Source organism: Streptomyces sp. NPDC046805 (genome assembly GCF_040645355.1).
In the GTDB taxonomy this organism is placed as follows: domain Bacteria; phylum Actinomycetota; class Actinomycetes; order Streptomycetales; family Streptomycetaceae; genus Streptomyces.
The window spans coordinates 125,249-145,235 of sequence record NZ_JBEYYC010000014.1; the positions used below are offsets into that span (position 1 = coordinate 125,249).

At 70.2% G+C, this 19,987-nt stretch carries 19 protein-coding genes; 9 read left to right on the forward strand and 10 right to left on the reverse strand.

Annotated features, from left to right (window positions below; translation table 11 throughout):
- Window positions 1–21: 21 nt before the first annotated feature.
- Entirely contained in the window at window positions 22–2,985 is a 2,964-nt protein-coding gene (locus tag ABZ910_RS17340; protein WP_361365139.1) for an FAD-binding and (Fe-S)-binding domain-containing protein, read from the reverse strand.
- 234 nt (window positions 2,986–3,219) lie between these two features.
- Between ABZ910_RS17340 and serC the strand changes: the two genes are divergently transcribed.
- On the forward strand, window positions 3,220–4,347 hold the full coding sequence (gene serC / locus ABZ910_RS17345) for a phosphoserine transaminase (protein WP_361365141.1): 1,128 nt from the start codon (window positions 3,220–3,222) through the stop codon (window positions 4,345–4,347).
- A gap of 114 nt (window positions 4,348–4,461) precedes the next feature.
- On the forward strand, window positions 4,462–4,659 hold the full coding sequence (locus tag ABZ910_RS17350) for a hypothetical protein (protein ID WP_361365144.1): 198 nt from the start codon (window positions 4,462–4,464) through the stop codon (window positions 4,657–4,659).
- 63 nt (window positions 4,660–4,722) lie between these two features.
- Here the strand turns inward: ABZ910_RS17350 and ABZ910_RS17355 are convergent, their stop codons facing one another.
- The gene (locus tag ABZ910_RS17355) at window positions 4,723–5,718 is read right to left on the reverse strand and encodes a WD40 repeat domain-containing protein (protein ID WP_361365147.1); all 996 of its coding nucleotides are present in this window, start codon (window positions 5,716–5,718) and stop codon (window positions 4,723–4,725) included.
- Between the two features lie 103 nt (window positions 5,719–5,821).
- Here ABZ910_RS17355 and ABZ910_RS17360 point away from each other — a divergent pair, with 103 nt between their 5' ends.
- Entirely contained in the window at window positions 5,822–6,505 is a 684-nt protein-coding gene (locus tag ABZ910_RS17360) for a GDSL-type esterase/lipase family protein (RefSeq protein ID WP_361365150.1), read from the forward strand.
- Between the two features lie 88 nt (window positions 6,506–6,593).
- Window positions 6,594–7,187, forward strand: a complete 594-nt coding sequence (locus ABZ910_RS17365) for a Uma2 family endonuclease (RefSeq protein ID WP_361365153.1) — start codon at window positions 6,594–6,596, stop codon at window positions 7,185–7,187.
- An 83-nt stretch (window positions 7,188–7,270) separates the two neighbouring features.
- Here ABZ910_RS17365 and ABZ910_RS17370 read toward each other — a convergent pair whose 3' ends face one another.
- Window positions 7,271–8,260 (reverse strand): aldo/keto reductase, encoded by a 990-nt coding sequence (locus tag ABZ910_RS17370; protein WP_361365155.1) that lies wholly within the window; start codon window positions 8,258–8,260, stop codon window positions 7,271–7,273.
- Window positions 8,261–8,334: 74 nt separating this feature from the next.
- Here ABZ910_RS17370 and ABZ910_RS17375 point away from each other — a divergent pair, with 74 nt between their 5' ends.
- Entirely contained in the window at window positions 8,335–8,616 is a 282-nt protein-coding gene (locus ABZ910_RS17375) for a hypothetical protein (RefSeq protein ID WP_361365158.1), read from the forward strand.
- 167 nt (window positions 8,617–8,783) lie between these two features.
- Here the strand turns inward: ABZ910_RS17375 and thpR are convergent, their stop codons facing one another.
- Window positions 8,784–9,356, reverse strand: a complete 573-nt coding sequence (gene thpR, locus ABZ910_RS17380; protein WP_361365161.1) for an RNA 2',3'-cyclic phosphodiesterase — start codon at window positions 9,354–9,356, stop codon at window positions 8,784–8,786.
- 39 nt (window positions 9,357–9,395) lie between these two features.
- On the opposite strand from thpR, the gene ABZ910_RS17385 reads away from it, so the two are divergent.
- Window positions 9,396–9,908: a GNAT family N-acetyltransferase gene (locus ABZ910_RS17385; protein ID WP_361365164.1), complete on the forward strand. Its 513-nt coding sequence runs from the start codon at window positions 9,396–9,398 to the stop codon at window positions 9,906–9,908.
- 33 nt (window positions 9,909–9,941) lie between these two features.
- Here the strand turns inward: ABZ910_RS17385 and ABZ910_RS17390 are convergent, their stop codons facing one another.
- The 3 genes from ABZ910_RS17390 to ABZ910_RS17400 all read right to left on the reverse strand — a co-directional run bounded on the left by ABZ910_RS17390 (window position 9,942) and on the right by ABZ910_RS17400 (window position 13,109).
- The gene (locus tag ABZ910_RS17390) at window positions 9,942–11,126 is read right to left on the reverse strand and encodes a TIGR03118 family protein (RefSeq protein WP_361365167.1); all 1,185 of its coding nucleotides are present in this window, start codon (window positions 11,124–11,126) and stop codon (window positions 9,942–9,944) included.
- A gap of 139 nt (window positions 11,127–11,265) precedes the next feature.
- A complete protein-coding gene (locus ABZ910_RS17395; protein ID WP_361365169.1) occupies window positions 11,266–12,537 on the reverse strand; it encodes an MFS transporter in 1,272 nt (423 codons plus the stop codon).
- Window positions 12,538–12,671: 134 nt separating this feature from the next.
- The gene (locus ABZ910_RS17400; protein WP_361365172.1) at window positions 12,672–13,109 is read right to left on the reverse strand and encodes a MarR family transcriptional regulator; all 438 of its coding nucleotides are present in this window, start codon (window positions 13,107–13,109) and stop codon (window positions 12,672–12,674) included.
- 202 nt (window positions 13,110–13,311) lie between these two features.
- Between ABZ910_RS17400 and ABZ910_RS17405 the strand changes: the two genes are divergently transcribed.
- Window positions 13,312–13,494, forward strand: a complete 183-nt coding sequence (locus ABZ910_RS17405; RefSeq protein WP_361365175.1) for a ribbon-helix-helix protein, CopG family — start codon at window positions 13,312–13,314, stop codon at window positions 13,492–13,494.
- Between the two features lie 37 nt (window positions 13,495–13,531).
- Here ABZ910_RS17405 and ABZ910_RS17410 read toward each other — a convergent pair whose 3' ends face one another.
- Window positions 13,532–14,983, reverse strand: a complete 1,452-nt coding sequence (locus tag ABZ910_RS17410) for an NCS2 family permease (RefSeq protein ID WP_361365178.1) — start codon at window positions 14,981–14,983, stop codon at window positions 13,532–13,534.
- A 181-nt stretch (window positions 14,984–15,164) separates the two neighbouring features.
- Here ABZ910_RS17410 and ABZ910_RS17415 point away from each other — a divergent pair, with 181 nt between their 5' ends.
- Window positions 15,165–15,455, forward strand: a complete 291-nt coding sequence (locus ABZ910_RS17415; RefSeq protein ID WP_361365181.1) for a DUF2530 domain-containing protein — start codon at window positions 15,165–15,167, stop codon at window positions 15,453–15,455.
- Between the two features lie 101 nt (window positions 15,456–15,556).
- Complete coding sequence (locus ABZ910_RS17420) at window positions 15,557–17,953, forward strand: HAD-IC family P-type ATPase (protein WP_361365183.1); 2,397 nt, start codon at window positions 15,557–15,559, stop codon at window positions 17,951–17,953.
- 13 nt (window positions 17,954–17,966) lie between these two features.
- On the opposite strand, the gene ABZ910_RS17425 is transcribed toward ABZ910_RS17420, so the two are convergent.
- Together ABZ910_RS17425 and ABZ910_RS17430 are read right to left on the reverse strand one after the other, a co-directional pair.
- Complete coding sequence (locus ABZ910_RS17425) at window positions 17,967–18,794, reverse strand: hypothetical protein (protein ID WP_361365185.1); 828 nt, start codon at window positions 18,792–18,794, stop codon at window positions 17,967–17,969.
- A 223-nt stretch (window positions 18,795–19,017) separates the two neighbouring features.
- Window positions 19,018–19,932 (reverse strand): hypothetical protein, encoded by a 915-nt coding sequence (locus tag ABZ910_RS17430; RefSeq protein WP_361365188.1) that lies wholly within the window; start codon window positions 19,930–19,932, stop codon window positions 19,018–19,020.
- Window positions 19,933–19,987 lie beyond the last annotated feature (55 nt).

Below are 19,987 nucleotides of genomic sequence, written 5' to 3' on the forward strand. Positions count from 1 at the left end.
TGAACCGATGATGCGGCTGTCTCACATGCCGGTCGGGCCCTCCGCCTCCAACCCCTCGGGCTCCAGCGCCTCCGCCAGCACCTCCGCCACGTGCCGCCCCCGTACCCCGCCCAGCTGCTCCAGCTGCGTACGGCAGGAGAAGCCGTCCGCCAGGACCACCGCCCCCTCGGGCGCCTCCCGTACCGACGGGAGCAGTTGTTCCTCCGCGCAGGCCCGCGACACCTCGAAGTGGCCTTTTTCGAAGCCGAAGTTGCCCGCCAGGCCGCAGCAGCCGCCGCTCAGTTCGCCCGTGAGGCCCGCGGCCTCGCGCAGGCCGCGGTCCGGAGCATCGCCCAGGACCGCGTGCTGGTGGCAGTGGGTCTGGCCGGTCACGGGGCGGTTCACGGCGGGCGGGGACCAGTCCGGGGCGTACCGCTGGAGCGCCTCGGCGAAGGTGACGACCGCCGACGCCAGCCGTGCCGCGCGCGGGTCGTCGTGCAGCAGCTCGGGCAGGTCGGTGCGCAGGGCGGCCGCGCAGCTGGGTTCCAGGACGACGACCGGCGGGGCGTCCTCGCCGAGCTCCGGGAGCAGGTAGGGCTCCATCAGGTCGAGCGTGCGGCGCATGACCGCACGGGCGCGGTCGAGCTGGCCCGTGGAGACGTAGGTCAGCCCGCAGCAGACGCGGTCGCGGCGCCCGAACCACAGGTTCGTGCCGACCGACCGGACCTCGCCCCGCGCCGACCGCTCCACCCGCACCCGCACCCTCGGCGTCGGCACCACGGCCAGCCCCGCCGCCTCCAGGACGCGGACGGCCGCCCGGCCCACGGACGGCGAGAGGTACTCGGTGAAGGTGTCGGGCCAGAGGAGCACGAGCTTCCGGGGCCGCCGCTCCGTCCGGCCCCACCGCTCCCCCGCCCGCTCCGCGGCGCTCAGGTCTCCCACCCGTGCCCGCAGTCGCCGGCCCCACCACCGGCTGAACGTCTCCACGGCCACCCGCGGCAGCTCCCGCTCGGGCGCGATCCCGCCCAGCCGCTTCGCCGCGCGCGCGAGCGGCCGTACGGACGCGAGCGCGTTCACCGGCCGGGCCGTGTGCGTCCGCGTCACCCAGCGCAGCCACACCGGCAGCAGGCCCATCGCGTAGTGGGCGGCCGGGCGGCGCCGTCCCGCGTAGTGGTGGTGCAGGAACTCCGCCTTGTACGTGGCCATGTCGACCTCGACCGGGCAGTCGGAGCGGCACGCCTTGCAGGACAGGCACAGGTCCAGCGCGTCCCGGACCTCCGTCGACCGCCAGCCGTCCGTCACCACCTCGCCCGCGAGCATCTCGTGCAGCAGGCGCGCGCGCCCGCGCGTGGAGTGCTCCTCCTCGCCTGTCGCCCGGAAGGACGGGCACATGACCGATGAGCCGGCCGCCGTCGTCGTACGGCATTTCGCCACGCCCACGCAGCGGCGCACCGCCGCCGAGAAGTCGCCGCCGTCGGCCGGGTAACCGAAGGCCACGTCCACGGGCCCGCGCGGCAGGACGGAGAAGCGGAGGTTGGTGTCCAGGGGCGCGGGGCGCACCAGCATCCCGGGGTTGAGCAGGTCGTCGGGGTCCCACACCGCCTTGGCCCGTTCGAAGAGGCGGACCGTCTCGGCGCCGTACATCGTCGGCAGGAGCTCCGCGCGGGCCTGCCCGTCGCCGTGCTCCCCGGACAGCGAACCGCCGTGGGACACGACCAGTTCGGCCAGTTCCTGCGAGAAGCGCCGGAAGCGGGCGATTCCCGGCCCCGTCAGCAGGTCGAAGTCGATGCGGACGTGGACACAGCCGTCTCCGAAGTGGCCGTACGGGGTGCCGCGCAGGCCGTGGGACGTCAACAGGGCCCGGAAGTCGCGCAGATACCCCCCGAGCCGGGCCGGCGGCACCGCGCAGTCCTCCCAGCCGGGCCACGCCTCGGTGCCGTCCGGCATCCGGGTCGCCGTGCCGCTCGCGTCCTCGCGCACGCGCCACAGGGCCCGTTGGGCGCTGTCGTCGGTCACCACCAGGGAGTCGACGACGTCGGCCGCTCGGACGATTCGCTCGGCACGCGCGCGTGCCTCCCCTGTCGTCTCCCCGCCGGTCTCCACGAACAGCCAGGCGCCGCCCCGCGGCAGCCCCGCCGTCGACGGCACCAGGTCGGCCGCCATGCCCTCCACCGTCAACGGCCCGTACGGCAGCAGTCCCGCAGCCGCGTCCGCGGCCGCGCTCTCGGTGGCGTACGCCAGCACGGCCAGGGCACGCGCGCGTGGCGCCTCGACCAGCCGCACGACGGCCTCCGTCAGCACGCCCAGCGTGCCCTCGGAACCGCAGAAGGAGCGCGCGACATCGGCGCCCTTCTCAGGGAGGAGGGCGTCCAGCGCGTAGCCGGAGATACGGCGGGGCAGCTCGGGGAAGCCGGTGCGCAGCCGCGCCAACTCGCCTTCCGCCAGGGCCCGTAGCCCCTCCGGCGCACCCGCCCAGTCACGGCCCGGGCGCAGCCGCTGCCCGCGCGCGGTGAGCACCTCCAGTTCCCGTACGTTGTCCGCCGTGGTCCCCCAGGCCACCGAGTGCGAGCCGCACGCGTTGTTGCCGATCATTCCGCCGAGCGTGCACCGGCTGTGGGTGGAGGGATCGGGGCCGAAGCGGAGCCCGTGCGGGGCGGCGGCCTCCTGGAGGCGGTCGAGGACCAGGCCCGGCTGGACCACGGCCGTGCGCGTGCCGGGGTCGATCTCCAGTACGCGGTTCATGTGCCGGGTGAAGTCCAGCACCACGCCCGTGCCGGTCGCCTGCCCCGCGATCGACGTACCTCCGCCGCGTGCCACGACCGGCACGCCCCGCGCGCGGCACACCGCCAGGACGGCGGCCGCGTCGTCCGCGTCGCGCGGGGCGACGACCCCGGTCGGGACGCGCCGGTAGTTGGACGCGTCCATGGTGACCAGCGCCCGGGAGGTGACGTCGAACCGCACCCCGCCCCGGACGGCCGCGCGCAGCTCCGCCTCAAGATCCGCCATATGTCGCCCCGCCACACGTCGTCGTCCCACACGTCGCTGTACGTCGTCCCGCCACATGTCGTGCCATGCGTCGTTCCGCCACGTACCGATCCGCCGTACGCCGTCCCGCCATGGGGCGATCCGCCATACGTAAGGATCTCCTCGTATCTCCGCACAAGTCCACGGTCCGGAGGACGTCGTCTCATCGAACGGACAGATCGCCATCCGGTTTCACCGAAGAGATACCCTCCGCTCGTGGCTGAGATCCAGATTCCTGCTGACATCAAGCCCGCGGACGGTCGATTCGGCGCGGGTCCCTCCAAGGTGCGGGTGGAGGCGCTGGACGCGCTGGCCGCCACCGGTACGTCCCTCCTCGGCACCTCCCACCGCCAGGCCCCGGTCAAGAACCTGGTCGGCCAGGTGCGCGAGGGCATCAGCGAGCTGTTCGGGCTCCCCGAGGGCTACGAGGTCGTCCTCGGCAACGGCGGCTCCACGGCGTTCTGGGACATCGCCACGCACGGCCTGATCGAGAACAAGTCCCAGCACCTCAACTTCGGCGAGTTCTCCTCCAAGTTCGCCAAGGCCGCGAAGCTCGCCCCCTGGCTGGCCGAGCCCACCGTGATCGCCTCCGACCCCGGCACCCACCCGGAGGCGCGGGCGGAGGCGGGCGTCGACGTCTACGCCCTCACGCACAACGAGACCTCCACCGGTGTCGCCATGCCGATCCGGCGCGTGGCCGGCGCCGACGAGGGCGCGCTGGTCCTCGTGGACGCCACGTCCGGCGCGGGCGGCCTGCCGGTCGACATCGCCGAGACCGACGTCTACTACTTCGCCCCGCAGAAGTCCTTCGCCTCCGACGGCGGCCTGTGGATCGGCGTCTTCTCCCCGGCCGCGATCGAGCGCGCGGAGCGGATCCACGCGTCCGGCCGCCACGTCCCGGAGTTCTTCAGCCTCCCCACGGCGATCGACAACTCCCGCAAGAACCAGACGTACAACACGCCGGCGCTCGCCACGCTCTTCCTGCTGAACCAGCAGCTGGAGTGGCTCAACGGCCAGGGCGGCCTGGAGTTCTCCACGGCCCGCACCAAGGACTCCTCGAGCCGCCTGTACACCTGGGCGGAGGACTCCAAGTACGCGACTCCGTTCGTCACCGACCCGGCCAAGCGCTCCCAGGTGATCGGCACGATCGACTTCGCCGACGAGATCGACGCGGCGGCGGTCGCCAAGGTGCTGCGCGCCAACGGCATCGTGGACACCGAGCCGTACCGCAAGCTCGGCCGCAACCAGCTGCGCATCGCGATGTTCCCGGCCATCGACCCCGCGGACGTCGAGGCGCTGACGAAGTGCGTCGACTACGTGATCGAGAAGATCCAGTCGGTCTAGAGCCTCCCTTCCGGATCTTGCCGGGGCCGGCCGGACGGCCCAGTCGGCAGGAGTCGGCCCGATCCGGAAGAAAGGCCCTGGTCGGCCTGGCGGGGCGCGTGGATAATCCCCGGCGTGGCAGACACAGACCGCCCGAGATGGTGGTTCGGGCTTCGCGGCTTCGCGCGCTTCCTGGGGGCCGGTGGCCTCGCCCTGTTCGCGTACGACGAGCTGACGCATCGGCCGGGCGGGCCGCCGTGGCGATGGCTGGTCTTCGGAGCGGTCGTCTGCGGGGTGCTCAGCGCGCTGTTTCCGAGGCGGCGCCGGGGCTGAGCCAGGGGCTGCCCGGGCTGTGAAAGCAGACACCGGGCGCCCTTTCCACACCTCCCGAAGGCGTCAGCCCCGTCGTCGCAGCCGCCGCAGCCCGAACAGGGCGGCCGCGACGACGGCCACCGCGACGGCGCCGGTCTTGAGGCGGCCGTTCGTCGCCGTGCCGAAACCGCCGCCGGACGAACTCCCGCTCTGCGACGTCGCATCGGAGTCCCCGGCCCCGCCTCCGGGCGCGTCCTTCGCCACCACGGCACTGTCCTTGCCCTCGCTGCCGTACATCAGCTTGCTTCCGTCGGCGGAGTAGGTGACGGACTCGCCCTGGCCCTGCAACGGGACGTCGAGCATGCCCCGGCGCTTGATGCGCCCGCCGTTCCAGTCGTAGTCGATGCCGCCGAAGTAGCCGCGGACGACGAGCCGCCGGCCGTTGGGGGAGAAGGCGGCGTCCGTGGCCCACAGGTCGACGACGGCGACCGGCTCGAAGACGTTGGTGCCGGTGGAGGACAGCTCGGCGGGCCCCTCGTACAGGTGGCCGCCTTCCTCCTTCTTGTCGATGATGTAGACCCGACCGGTCCGGGGGTGCACGAGGAGCGACTCGGCGTTACGGGCACCGTCGGAGTACTTCACGACGTACTGCGTGGCCCGGATCGTCTGGTCCTTCAGCACTTTCGGCTCGGGCAGACGGTAGATCCAGACGTACGGCCACTTGCCGCCCAGGTTGTCGCCGATGTCGCCGACGTAGATCTGGTGGTCGGGCCCGATGGAGATGGCCTCGACGTCACGCGGCGTACCGATGCCGCTGAGCGTGACGGTGGCGACGGTCCTGCCGGTCGCACTGTCCACGGCGTAGATGTACGGGCCGTCGTTGCTGTCGTTGTGGGTCCAGTAGATGCCGGGGTGGAGATGTGAGGCGGCGAGGCCGCTGGACTCGGTGATCCGCGGGTCCTTGATCGTGAACCCCTGGTCACCGCCGTCGGAGGAGGCGGAGGCGGGAACCGCGAGGGCGAGGGCACCCGTGAGCAGCGCTCCGGCGGCTCCGGCGAGAACGGCATACGATCGACGCATGGCGCAAGCCTGCCACCCCGCACAGCCGTTCGCGCCTCCTGACGTGGCGGGCCTCACACGGCCTCACACGCCAACCGCACACATGATCCTCCATCATGATCTGGTGCTCAGGTTCATGCCCGTAGGTGACTCCATGACGATCGGGAGCGCGGGTGAACACACCTGGCGCTACCGGCTGTGGCAGCACCTCCGCACGGCGTACGACGGCCCGTTCACCCTGGTCGGCCCGCGCGAGACGCTGTACGACAAGGCGACGGACGCCCCGACCTCGTACGACTACGCCGACCCCGACTTCCCGCGTGCCCACCTGGCCGGCTGGGGCGAGGGCTGGCTGCACATGACCCCGCTGATCGGCGGAGCGGTACGCGACTGCCGCGCGGACATCCTGCTCGTCTCGCTCGGCCTGATCGACCTGGGCTTCTACACGGACGCGGAACAGACGGCGCACAACGTCCGCGGCTTCGTCACCGCGGCCCGGGATGCCAACCCGTACATCCGCATGATCCTGCTCCCGGTGATCCCGAACGTCCGGGCCGAGCTGGACCCGTCCTTCGCCGAGCAGGTGGCCCGCTTCAACATGCTCCTCGCGAAGGCGGTGGCGGACCTGGACGAACCCCGCTCACCCCTCCTCCTGACGTCCCCTCCCCCGTCGTACGACATCCACGTCGACACATACGACGGCACACATCCCAACACGAGCGGCGAACACAAGATCGCGGCGGCCTGCGCGCGGGCGATGCACGAGGCGTGGGGGATCGGACATCCGTACGCGGCCGGAACAGGTTGACCGATTTCCGGCGTCTCCTGGTCACGCTGCGTATCGTTGAGCCGCGCGGCTGCACCTGTCCGTGGGGCAGCCCGGGAGGAGCGCCACGATGACCGTCCTTGAAGACAGGATCGCGATGGCCGACGCCGACGCCAACACCGAGCGCCTGAACGAGTGGTTCGAGCGCCTTGAGCGGATGCCCGTCCCCGAAGGATTCAGGGTCGAGATCGTCGGGGGCAACGTCTACATGACGCCGCAGCGGGACATCCACTGGGAAATCATCCGCAGGTTCCTTTGGGCCCTCGAGGACAGGTTCGGAAGAAAGGCCAGGGTGTTCTCGGACGTCCGCATCGACTTCCCGGGCCACGAGAACGGCTTCTGCCCGGACATCGCCATGCTCAAGGACTCGGCGAAGCAGGACGACAAGGGCCACTGGCGCTACCAGGACGTCGAGTTCGTCGCCGAGGTCATCTCCCAGGGCACGGCCCCCAACGACTACGGCCCGAAGAAAATCGCCTACGCGGAGGCCGAGGTCCCCCTCTACGTCGTCGCCGATCCTTACCAGGGGCGATGCTTCGTCTTCACCGACCCCAAGGACGGCGACTACGAGAACAGGACGCCGGTGGACTTCGGCACCGACATCGACCTCACCGGCACAGTGGTCGACCTCGTCCTCAAGACCGACGACTTCCCCCACGACTGATCTCCAGGCCGGTGACAGCCCCGCCGCCTGCCGCGGCGGGGCCGAAGCGCACCAGGGGATGCTTCGTCAGCGCACAGCCGGCGTCACCAGGCGAAGGCCTCCGGGGAGGGGCCGGGGCCCGGGAAGATCTCGTCCAGGCCCGCCAGGACCTCGTCGCTCAGCTTCAGGTCGACCGCGCGCAGCGCCGACTCCAACTGTGCGGCCGTACGCGGGCCGACGATCGGGCCGGTCACGCCCGGACGGGTGAGCAGCCAGGCCAGCGCGGTCTCGCCGGGCTCCAGGCCATGCTTGTCGAGCAGGTCCTCGTACGCCTGGATCTGCGCGCGTACGACGGTGTTCGCGAGGGCGTCGGCGGCCCGGCCGCTCGCCCGGCGACCGCCCTCGACCTCCTTCTTGATCACGCCGCCGAGCAGTCCGCCGTGCAGCGGCGACCAGGGGATGACCCCGAGGCCGTACGCCTGGGCGGCCGGGATGACCTCCATCTCGGCGCGCCGCTCCGCGAGGTTGTAGAGGCACTGCTCGCTGACCAGGCCGACCATGCCGCGCCGGTACGCGGCCTCGTTGGCCTGGGCGATCTTCCAGCCGGGGAAGTTGCTGGACCCCGCGTAGAGGATCTTGCCCTGCTGGAGCAGGACGTCGATCGCCTGCCAGATCTCGTCGACCGGGGTGTCCCGGTCGACGTGGTGGAACTGGTAGACGTCGATGTAGTCGGTCTTCAGCCGCTTGAGGCTGGCGTCGACGGCCCGCCGGATGTTGAGCGCGGAGAGCTTGTCGTAGTTGGGCCAGGCCTCGCCGTCGGGGCCCATGTTCCCGTAGACCTTGGTGGCGAGCACGACCTTCTCGCGCCGCTCGCCGCCCTGCGTGAACCAGTTCCCGATGATCGATTCCGTACGGCCCTTGTTCTCGCCCCAGCCGTACACGTTCGCGGTGTCGAAGAAGTTGATGCCCGCGTCCAGCGCCGCGTCCATGATCGCGTGACTGTCGGCTTCGTCGGTCTGCGGTCCGAAGTTCATGGTGCCGAGGACGAGCCGGCTGACCTTGAGTCCTGTGCGTCCGAGCTGCGTGTACTCCATGATTCCCCAGCCAACGCCTTCGAGTCCCCTCAAGGCAAGGGCGGCACAACGTCCACCGCTTTCCGGAGGAACCCATGACCGTCACGTACCTGATGATCGCGCGCCTGCCGGAGGGAGGCCTGCGGGACTTCGACGCCTACGAGCGGGCCGTACTGCCCCTCCTCGCCGAGTACGACGGGCGGCTCGAACGGCGGCTGCGCACCCCGGACGACCGCGTCGAGGCCCACCTGGTGACCTTCCCCGGCGACGACGACTTCGCCGCGTACCGCGCCGACCCCCGCCGCTCCTCCGCGGCCCCGCTGCTGGAGTCCTCCGGCGCGACGATCGAGCTCCTCGCGGTGCGGGACGTGCCGTGAAGTCGCACGAACACGTGGAGTGAAGACGGTCGACGAGGCGGCTGCGAGGCGGGGCGGGGCAGGCGGTCTACCTGCCGACCGCCGCCGCCATCGCCACCACTACGAACATCATCACAAGCGCACCGGCCATGATCCGGTTCCGGGTTTTCGGGTCCACGTAGTCGAGACTAACCGGCCCCGCCAAGTGCCCAGCGGGCGACCGTCTCATAGCGGGGCTGCTCGCCGGGTGTCCCGGATCTCGGCAGGTTGCTCCGCATCAGGTCCAGCTCGGCCACCGTCCAGGTGCTGCTGGCGAACTCGCGCAGGAGCGAGACGTACGGCCGTACGTCCACGTGGTCCCGGCTGCGGGCCAGCGTGAGGTGGGCCTTGTACCGCCGGTGCTCGCCCATCGCCACCCCCGCCTTCCGCCCGGCCGCCTCGGTCCGGTCGGCCAGCAGCCCCATCGTCTCCACGTCACCCTCGGCGCCCGCCCACACCACGCGCCCGTGCCCGAACTGTCCGCCGCCGGACACGGCGAGAGGGAAGGCGGCCGTACGGCCGGCCGCGCGCGCCAGACGGTCCGAGAGGTCCGGCACGAGCTCCTCGTCGACCTCGCCGTAGAAGGCGAGGGTGAAGTGCCAGCCGGGGCGGCCGGTCCAGCGGTACCCCTCCGCGCCGGGCAGGCTCTTCAACTTCGCCACCTCGGCAGCGAGTTCATGGATCACACCCTCCGGGGGGTGCACGGCGGCGAAGAGTCTCATGTCCTCACCTTCGCAGACGCAAGCGGGCATGATGAGCGCATGGCGATCACCATTCGTGCGGGCGGCCCCGACGACATCCCCGTGATTCTCGGCATGTTCGACAGCGGAGTGGAGTGGCTGGTGGCCCAGGGCCGGACCGAGCAGTGGGGCACGAAGCCCTGGTCGGCCGACCCCAGGGCCGTGGAGCTGGTCGAGCGGTACGTCACCGAGGGCGACCCCTACATCGCCGAACTGGACGGCGTGGCGGCGGCCACCCTCACCCTCACCGGCGCGCCCGGCCCCTACCTCCGGCCCGCCGACGAGCCCGAGCGCTACATCCACCTGCTCGCCTCCGACCGCCGCTTCAAGGGCCACGGCGTCGGCGCCGCCCTGCTCGCCCACGCCGTCGAGGAGACGCGGCGGGCCGGGGTCTCCCTGCTGCGCGTGGACTGCTACCGGGGCGGCGACGGCAAGCTGGTCGCCTACTACCGGAGCAACGGCTTCACCCCGACCGAGGCCTTCACGTTCGGCGAGGGCAACTGGCCGGGGCAGGTGCTGGCCCGGCGGGTGTGACCGCCCGGCGAGCACCCGGGGTGCGGCGACGGATCACTTCTCGGCGCGCAAGGTGCCGAGAAGGCCGTGCTGCTCGTCCTCGATTCCCGCGGCGAACCAGACGCTGTCCTTGCCGCCCGACTGGGCGGTGCCCTGCTGCAGTCCCCACAGGCCGTTGATCACGATCGGCTTGCCCTCGCGGTCCTTCAGCGTCCCCTTGAACCGGCCGGTCTTCAGGTTGAAGACGTTGATGCGGCCGTCCCCGAAGTTGCCGACGAGCAGGTCACCGGCGAACTTCCCGAACCCCTTGGGCGCCGTCTCGAGGCCCCAGGGCGAGTTGAGCACGCCGCCGCTCGCGAAGTGCTGGAGCAGCTCGCCCTTGGTGTTGAACACGTCGATGAAGCCGTTGCCCGGACCCGGGACGTCGTCCTTCTTGTCCGCGTCCTGCAGGGCGTACGTCACGAAGACCTTCTGGCCGATCTTCTTGACGTCGAAGGGCGCGAAGCCGCCGGGAAGGTTCGGGTCCTGGAACGCGCCGTCGGGCAGCGTCACCTGCTTGAAGTCGGTGTCGAAGGCGTCGATGCGCGCGTCACGGAAGTTCGCGACGAGGATGCGCGACTGCTGCTTGCCACCCTTCTCGCATCCGTTGCCCTGCCCGCCCTTCTTCTCGCACTCCACCAGCGTCAGGCCCTTGAAGACCGCGTCGTCCTCCTGTGCGACCTCGAAGGCGTGCGTCTGGTCCACCCTCGCGTTGAACGCGAAGAGGCCGCCGCCCTCCCCGGCGAAGATGTACCGCGCGGGAGCCGACTTGCCGGAGGCGCTGAAGCGGAAGTCTTTGGTGTCGTTCCTCACGATCCCGGTCGGGTCGGCATCCTCAGGCAGGTGGATGACGGGGGAGAGGATGTTGACCGGCTGCCCGTTCCGGGCGCCCGAGTACACCGTGGACGTGCTGGTTCCGTTGTTCGAGACCCTGATCGCACCCTGCGGCGTGCGGACCAGGCCCCACGGGTTCACGAGGTTGTCGTCCTGCTCCTCCGCCCTGCCCTGAAGGTCGGAGACGAGGTCGCGCTCCTTGAAGCCGTGATCGGCCTTGCGCGGCGCGTGCCCGGCCCCGGCGGGGGCCCCGGCCGAGTGCGGCGCTGCGGCGGCGAGCGCGCCGACCGTGCCCAGGGTCAGCGCGACCGCCGTCAGCCGCCGAAGGCGCGAGCCGGGGCTCGAGGTCGATGTCTGTGATGCCATGCGGATGCTCCTGTTTCCCGTGCCCATCCAGTCGGGCATATCGGGAGAAGTCATCTCATGCGACATCCGTCGCACCCGCGATCGACACGCGGGACGCTCCATCGACACGCAGCCAGCGCCGTCCGACGCGTGCCGTTTCCTACGTCGCGGTCGCCAACTGCTCCCGCTCGCGCGGTATGAACCGCACCTCGGGATGGCCGTGGTTCCAGCCCATCGACAGCCGCAGGCCGCCGATGCGGGCCAGGACCAGGCCGATGGTGGCCGCGGCGGCGGCCGAGACGACCCCGCCGACGGCGAAGCCGACCCGGGGGCCGTAGGTGTCGGTGATCCAGCCGACGACCGGCGCGCCCAGCGGCGTACCGCCCATGAAGACCATCATGAACAGGGCCATCACCCGGCCGCGCATGGCCGGGTCGGTGCCCATCTGGACCGTGGTGTTCGCCGTGACGTTGACCGTCAGGCCGCAGATCCCGATCGGGACCATGAGCAGCGCGAACAGCCAGTACGACGGGGCGAGGGCGGCCACGATCTCCAGCACGCCGAAGGCCGTCGCGGCCGCGATCAGCAGGCGCAGCCGGGCCGTGCCGCGCCGGGCGGCGAGCAGCGCTCCGGCCAGGGAACCGGCCGCCATCAGCGTGTTGAAGAGGCTGTAGGCGCCGGCACCGGCGTGGAAGACGTTGTCCGCGTAGGCCGACAGCCACACCGGGAAGTTGAAGCCGAAGGTGCCGATGAAGCCGACGAGGACGATGGGCCAGATCAGCTCGGGCCGACCGGCGACGTAGCGCAGGCCCTCCCGCAGCTGGCCCTTCCCCTTCGGCGCCCGCTGGACCGTGTGCAGCTCACGCGTGCGCATCAGCAGCAGGCTCGCAAGAGGGGCGACGAAGGACAGGCCGTTGAAGAGGAACGCCCAGCCGGTGCCCACACCGGTGATCAGCAGGCCCGCGACGGCGGGGCCGACCAGGCGGGCGGACTGGAAGTTCGCGGAGTTCAGGCTGACCGCGTTGTGCAGCTGCGCCGGGCCGACCATCTCGGAGACGAAGGACTGACGGGCCGGGTTGTCGACGACCGTGGCGAGTCCGACGGCGAAGGCGGCGACGTAGACGTGCCACACCTGGACATGGCCTGTGAGGGTGAGGACCGCGAGCACCAGGCCGGTGACGGCCATCGCCGACTGCGTGACGAGCAGGGTGGGGCGCTTGGGCAGACGGTCGACGAGGACGCCGCCGTACAGACCGAAGAGCAGCATCGGCAGGAACTGCAGGGCCGTGGTGATGCCGACGGCCGCGGAGGAACCGGTGAGGCTGAGAACCAGCCAGTCCTGGGCGATGCGCTGCATCCAGGTGCCGGTGTTGGAGACGACCTGGCCGATGAAGAAGAACCGGTAGTTCCGGATCGCCAGCGAGCTGAACATCGAGCCAGGGGTCGTGGGGGTGGTCGGTGCGGGGGCGGAAGCTGTTCCGGATCCCGAACTCAAAAGGGTTCGCCTCCTTGAGGAACGCGCCTGCGGGCAGCGCGTCGTGTGCGTGCGTGCGGGTGGTGTGCTGCTCAGAGGTGGGCGAGCTTCTCCAGTACGGGGGCGGCGGCGCGCAGCTTGGCCCACTCGTCGTCGTCGAGGCCGTCGACCAGGCCGGCCAGGAACGCGTTGCGCTTACGACGGCTCTCCTCGAGCATCGCCTCGGCCTGCTCGGTCTGGGTGACCACCTTCTGGCGCCGGTCCTCGGGGTGTGCCTCCAGACGGACCAGCCCCTTGGACTCGAGCAGGGCGACGATGCGGGTCATCGAGGGCGGCTGGACGTGCTCCTTGCGGGCGAGCTCGCCCGGCGTGGCCTTGCCGCAGTTGGACAGGGTGCCGAGCACCGACATCTCGGTAGGGCTCAGCGACTCGTCGACCCGCTGGTGCTTGAGTCGACGGGACAGCCGCATCACGGCGGAGCGGAGGGAGTTCACGGCGGCAGCGTCGTCGCCATGCGTAAGGTCCGGCATGTTCTTTAGAGTAACTCATTACTCTCTCTAAAGACCAGTCGGGACACGCCCCCTCGCCGTGACCCTGGACACGGCACAGCAGTGCCCCTGAACACGGCGCGGTCCCCCTGAACACCGACGGGAAACGGTCAGTCACCCATATGAGTGAGGCGATTCCGGAAAGTGACGCGCCCGGCGCCCGCACCTGGCGACCCTCGTAGACATGGGGACCAGCGTGCTCAGTCTGCGCATGGACAGGGAGCTGCTCGACCGGCTCCGGGACCATGCGGCGAAAAGAGGAATGAGCGTCCAGGACTACGTGGTCCGGACGCTCATTCGGGACGACTTCGACGAGCGGTTCCAGGCCGCCGTCGAGGAGACGGAGAAGTTCTACGGGGTCACGTGAGCGCGGCTCACGTCAGCCCGGCTCGGGCCGGACCCGCTCAGGTCAGGCCGAGTGCCGGCATCAGGTAGTAGAAGGCGAACACGGCGGAGACGACGTACATCGCCACCGGGATCTCGCGGCCGCGCCCGACGGCGAGGCGCAGCACCACGAAGGTGATGAAGCCCATGCCGATGCCGTTGGTGATCGAGTAGGTGAACGGCATCATCACCATGGTGATGAAGGCCGGGGCGGCGACGGTGAAGTCCGACCAGTCGATCTCCTTGACCGAGCCGGCCATGATCAGGAAGCCGACCGCGAGCAGCGCCGGGGTGGCCGCCTGGGCCGGGACCATCGTGGCGACGGGCGTCAGGAACAGCGCCAGGGCGAACAGCCCACCGGTGATGACGTTGGCGAAGCCGGTGCGCGCCCCCTCGCCGACACCCGCGGTCGACTCGACGAAGCAGGTGTTGGCGGACGCGGAGCCGACACCGCCGGCGGCGACGGCGATGCCGTCCACGAAGAGCACCTTGTTGATGCCGGGCATCTGGCCCTCGGCGTCGGTCAGCTTGGCCTCGTCGCTGACGCCCATGATCGTGCCCATGGCGTCGAAGAAGCTGGACAGCAGGACGGTGAAGACGAAGAGGATGCCGGTCAGCAGGCCGACCTTGCCGAAGCCGCCGAAGAGGCTGACGTTGCCGATCAGTCCGAAGTCCGGGGTGGAGACGGGGTTGCCGGGCCACTTCGGGGTGGTGAGACCCCAGGAGGGCACGGTGGCTACGGCGTTGATGATGCCCGCGAGCACGGTCATCGAGACGATCGAGATGAGGATCGCGCCGGAGACCTTCCGCACGATCAGCACGAGCGTGAGCAGGGCGCCCAGGATGAAGACCAGCACCGGCCAGCCGTTGAGATGACCGTCCGCGCCGAGCTGGAGCGGCACGGTGGTGTGCGCGGCGTCCGGGATACGGCTGACGAAGCCGGAGTCGACGAGCCCGATCAGCATGATGAACAGGCCGATGCCGATGGCGATGGCCTTGCGCAGGCTGTACGGCACGGCGTTCATCACGCGCTCTCGCAGACCGGTGGCGACGAGCAGCATCACGACGAGGCCGGCGAGCACGACCATGCCCATGGCGTCCGGCCAGGTCATGCGCGGCGCGAGCTGGAGCGCGACCACGGAGTTCACGCCGAGCCCGGCGGCGAGCGCGATGGGGACGTTGCCGATGACGCCCATGAGGAGCGTGGTGAAGGCGGCGGTGATCGCGGTGGCCGTCACCAGCTGACCGTGGTCGAGCTGGTGCCCGTACATGTCCTTCGCGCTGCCGAGGATGATCGGGTTCAGCACGATGATGTAGGCCATCGCGAAGAAGGTGGCGAAGCCGCCTCGGATCTCGCGCGGCAGGCTGCTGCCCCGCTCGGAAATCTTGAAGAAGCGGTCGAGCGCGCCGTAGGCGGGCTCTCTGCCCGGCTGTTCCGGGGCGGGGACCTTGGCGGGGGCCGAGGCGGACATGCGGGACCTCATCACCAACGGGGCTCCCCCAGGCACCGTTGGAGTTTCATACGAAAGGAAATGGTCAGAGACAAACGGTTTCAGTATGAACGTATGAGCTCCACTTCGCTAACTCAGCATGGAGAACCGATCGCTTCGTAACGGGACCGTAAGGAGCCGAAAGCCCTCGTAAGCTGTGCGCATGACGAAGTGGACCCCCAAGCACGAGGCACCGGAGCCCCTGGAGGGCCCCGTGGTCGCCACCATCATCGGCGGCACCATCGTGTGGTTCGTCCTCTTCCTGGTCCAGCTCCCCTTCTACGGCTGGTTCGACGCCCACGGCCACACATGGTGGCTGTGGACGTGCCTGGCCGGCGGCGGTCTGGGCCTGATCGGCATCTGGTACGTCCGCAAGCGGGACGCGGCGATCAAGCGCGCGGCCGCCAAGAAGCCCGACCACGCCAGCGGCCACTCCGAGGCCGACGTGTCCTGAAGCGGCCTGAGCAGCCACCCGCGAAGGCCCCAGGGGTGGGTCACTCATCGGCCGTCCGGGCCGACAGGTGAACCCGCCCATCCGCACGTACCGTCGATTGCATGACGCACATCGACGCGGGCGCCGAGCTCGACCCTGTGCATCCGGTCCCCCTGCCGTCGACGCCGTCGACCGGCCTGACCACCACCGAGGTCGCGGAACGCATCGCCCGCGGCCAGGTCAACGACGTGCCGGTCCGCTCCAGCCGCTCGCTCGCCGAGATCGTCCGCGCCAACGTCTTCACCCGCTTCAACGCGATCATCGGCGTCCTCTGGGTGATCATGCTGTTCGTCGCCCCGATCCAGGACAGCCTCTTCGGCTTCGTGATCCTCGCCAACACCGGCATCGGCATCGTCCAGGAGTGGCGCGCGAAGAAGACCCTCGACTCGCTCGCCGTGATCGGTGAGGCCCGCCCCACCGTCCGCCGCGACGGGCTCGCCACCGAGATCGCCACCCATGAGGTCGTCCTAGGCGACCTCATGGAGACAGGACCCGGCGACAAGATCGTCGTGGACGGCGTGTGCGCCGTTGCCGACAACCTGGAGATCGACGAGTCCCTGCTCACCGGCGAGGCCGACCCCGTCGTCAAACGCCTCGGCGACACCGTCATGTCCGGCAGCTTCGTCGTCTCCGGCAGCGGCGCCTTCACCGTCACCAAGGTCGGCCGCGAGGCCTACGCCGCCCGGCTCGCCGAGGAGGCCGCCCGCTTCACGCTCGTCCACTCCGAGCTGCGCACCGGCATCTCGACGATCCTGAAGTACGTGACCTGGATGATGGTCCCGGCCGCCCTCGGCCTGATCGTCACCCAGCTCGTCGTCAAGAACAACGAGCTGGGGGACTCCATCGCCCGCACCGTCGGCGGCATCATCCCCATGGTCCCGGAGGGCCTCGTCCTCCTCACCTCCGTCGCCTTCGCGATCGGCGTCATCCGCCTCGGCCGCAAGCAGTGCCTCGTCCAGGAACTCCCGGCCATCGAGGGCCTCGCCCGCGTCGACACCGTCTGCCTCGACAAGACCGGCACGCTCACCGAGGGCGGCATGGACGTCACCGAGCTGCGCCCCCTCGACCACAGCGACGAGACGTACGTACGACGGGTCCTCGGCGCGCTCGGCGAGTCCGACCCACACCCCAACGCCTCCCTGCAGGCGATCATCGAGGCCTACCCCGACAGCGAGGAATGGCGCTGCGTCGAGTCGCTGCCCTTCTCCTCGGCCCGCAAGTACAGCGGCGCCACCTTCAGCGAGGGCAACGGAGAGACCAGCACCTGGCTGCTCGGCGCACCGGACGTCCTCCTCGCCGACGGCGACCCGGCCCTCGCCGAGACCGAGCGGCTCAACGAACAGGGCCTGCGCGTCCTGCTCCTCGCCCGCGCCGCCCGTGACCTCGACGACGCCGACGTGGCCGAGGGGTCAGGGCCCACCGCCCTCGTCGTGCTGGAGCAGCGGCTGCGCCCGGACGCCGCCGACACCCTGCGCTACTTCGCGGACCAGAACGTCCGCGCCAAGGTCATCTCCGGCGACAACGCGGTGTCCGTCGGCGCGGTCGCCGCCAAGCTCGGGCTGCGCGGCACGGCGGTCGACGCGCGCCGGCTCCCCACGGACCGGACCGGGATGGCGACCGCCCTCGACACGGGCACCGTCTTCGGGCGGGTCACCCCGCGGCAGAAGCAGGACATGGTGGGCGCGCTCCAGTCACGCGGGCACACGGTCGCGATGACCGGGGACGGCGTGAACGACGTACTGGCCCTGAAGGACGCCGACATCGGCGTCTCGATGGGGTCGGGCTCCGAGGCGACCCGTGCGGTCGCGCAGATCGTGCTGCTGAACAACAGCTTCGCCACGCTGCCGTCGGTGGTGGCGGAGGGGCGCCGGGTCATCGGCAACATCACCCGGGTGGCCACGCTGTTCCTGGTGAAGACCGTCTACTCGGTCCTGCTGGCCGTGCTGGTGGTCTGCTGGCAGGTCGAATACCCCTTCCTGCCCCGCCACCTGACCCTGTTGTCCACCCTCACCATCGGCGTCCCCGCCTTCTTCCTCGCGCTCGCCCCCAACAAGGAGCGGGCGCGGCCCCACTTCGTACGGCGGGTGATGCGGTACGCGATCCCGGGCGGGCTGGTGGCCGGCATCGCGACCTTCGCCACGTATCTGCTCGCCCGCCACTACTACACGGGCGCGGGCGCGCTGGCCGCGGAGACCAGCGCCGCCACGCTCACGCTCTTCCTGATCTCGATGTGGGTCCTGGCGATCATCGCCCGTCCCTACACCTGGTGGCGGGTGGCGCTGGTGGCGGCGATGGCCGCGGCGTTCCTGTTCGTGCTGATCGTGCCCGCGCTGCAGCGGTTCTTCGCGCTGAAGCTGGTGGGGGTCACGATGCCGTGGACGGCGGTGGCCGTCGCGGTGGTGGCGGCGGTCGCCCTGGAGTTGCTGTGGAGATGGGTCGACCGCCGCTTCCCCGCCTGAAGGCGGGCCGGAACTACTGCACGTCGACGTAGTCACCCGTGGCGTTGACCGCCGGGGTGGTCGAGGTGCCGGCGAAGCTGAGGCGCCAGTAGCCGTCGTAGGAGGCGGTGGCGGTGGCCTTCACGTTGCCGGACGAGTCCGAGTAGACGGTCTTGACCGTCGTGTAGGTGGTCGTGCCCGCCTTCCTGAACTGCAGCTTCACCGGCTGGTTGGTGTAGCCGTGGTACAGGCCGTCCTCCCAGTTGGCGCGGGACAGCTTGCCGGTGGTGGTGAGGGTCGCGCCCTTCTTCACCGGCTCCGGGCCCGCGTTGGCGGTGAGCTTGGAGTAGCGCTGGACGTTGCTGGTGGCGAGGCCGCCCTGCTCCGCGAAGCCGACCTTGCTCATGTCGGGGTTGCTCTGGTCCTGGCCGTTGAAGGCGATGGCCTCGGCGGCGACCGACCAGCTGCCGGCGTCGGCGTTCACCAGGTCGCCGTCGGCCGGGTAGATGTCGACGGTGCCCGTGCAGGTGGCGGTGGTGTCCGTGACCACGGTGCAGGTGGCCTCGTTGTCGCCCTCCAGCGTCTTGGACGGGTCGTCCAGGGCGCCGCGGTAGAGGTAGGCGTCGCTGTAGAAGTCGGACCGCGTGATGTCCACGTCCGAGCCGTGCGTCAGCGTGTACGAGTACGTGGTGCTGACCTTGTTGGTGGTGCCGACCTTGATCGCCGAGGCGATCTTGAGGTTCGAGAAGCTGACGTCCATCGTGTACGGCGCGCCGGTGTCGGCGGCCTGCGCGGCCGGTACGGCGAAGACGGAGAGGGCCAGGGCGCCGGTGACGGCTGCCACAGTGGCTCGTATGCGCATGTGCGTTCCCCTGGTGGAGAAAGGTGGGCGCGGGGCCCAAATGATCGTGGAGCCTGTTGACTCAGGTGATCAGATCCGCGACCGCCGCCGCTGGTTGTACGGGGATGGCGCGCCCCGGCCAGATTTTGTGCACGGATTGCAAGCCGATGACCAAAAGCGGAAGGAGGGGTTCGGCCCCGGGAAACTCCGGCGCCGAACCCCTCCCTTTGCTTAAAGCGTTGCCTTACTGCACGTCGACGAAGTCACCCGTGGCGTTGACCGCCGGGGTGGTCGTGGTGCCCGCGAAGGAGTAGCGGTAGTAGCCGTCGACCGTCGCGGTGGTCGTGGTCTTCAGGTTGCCGGTCGAGTCCGACGTGATGGTCTTCAGCGTGGTGTAGGTGCTGGAGGTCTTCTTGCGGAACTGGAGCTTCACGGGCTGCTTGGTGTAGCCGTGGTACAGGCCGTCGTCCCAGTTGGCGCGGGACAGCTTGCCGGTGACCGTGATGGTCCGGCCCTTCTTCACCGGCTCCGGCGAGGCGTTGACCGTCAGCTTGGAGTAGCGCTGCAGCTTGAAGGCCGCGGCGTTGTCCGTCACCGCGACACCGACGTTGTCGATGTTGGCGTCGGACGGGTCCTCACCGTTGAACGCGACCGCGTAGCCGGCCGCCTTCCAGGAACCGGCGTCCTCGTTCAGCAGCTCGGCCGGGTCGATCTCGACGGTCGAGGTGCAGGAGGCGACGGTGTCCGAGGAAGCGACGCAGTTCGCCTTGTCGCTGCTGAAGTCCCAGATGGACTCCTCGAACGACGGGCCGCGGTACAGGTCGACGCCCGCCACGAAGTCGTCGGCGGTGATGTCGACGTCCGCGCCGTGGGTCAGCGTGAAGGAGACCGGCACGGTGACCAGGTTGGTGGTGCCGACCGCGATGTTCTTGCCCTTGTTGACCAGCACGTTCGAGAAGGAGGCGTCGAGGGCGTAGGGCTCGCCGTTCACGGTGGCGGTGCTGAACGCGGTCTTGCCGGCGGCGGAGTGGGCGACCTTGAGGGCACCGGCGACGTCCGCGGGCGGCTTCGGGGCGTCGGCGGCGAGCGCGGCCGGCGCGGCGAAGGCGGAGAGGGCCAGGGCGCCGGAGACGGCGGCCACAGTGGCACGAATGCGCATGTCGTTCCCCAGGTGGAGAAAGGGGCCCCGTCGCTCGCCGATCCCCAAGGCGGTT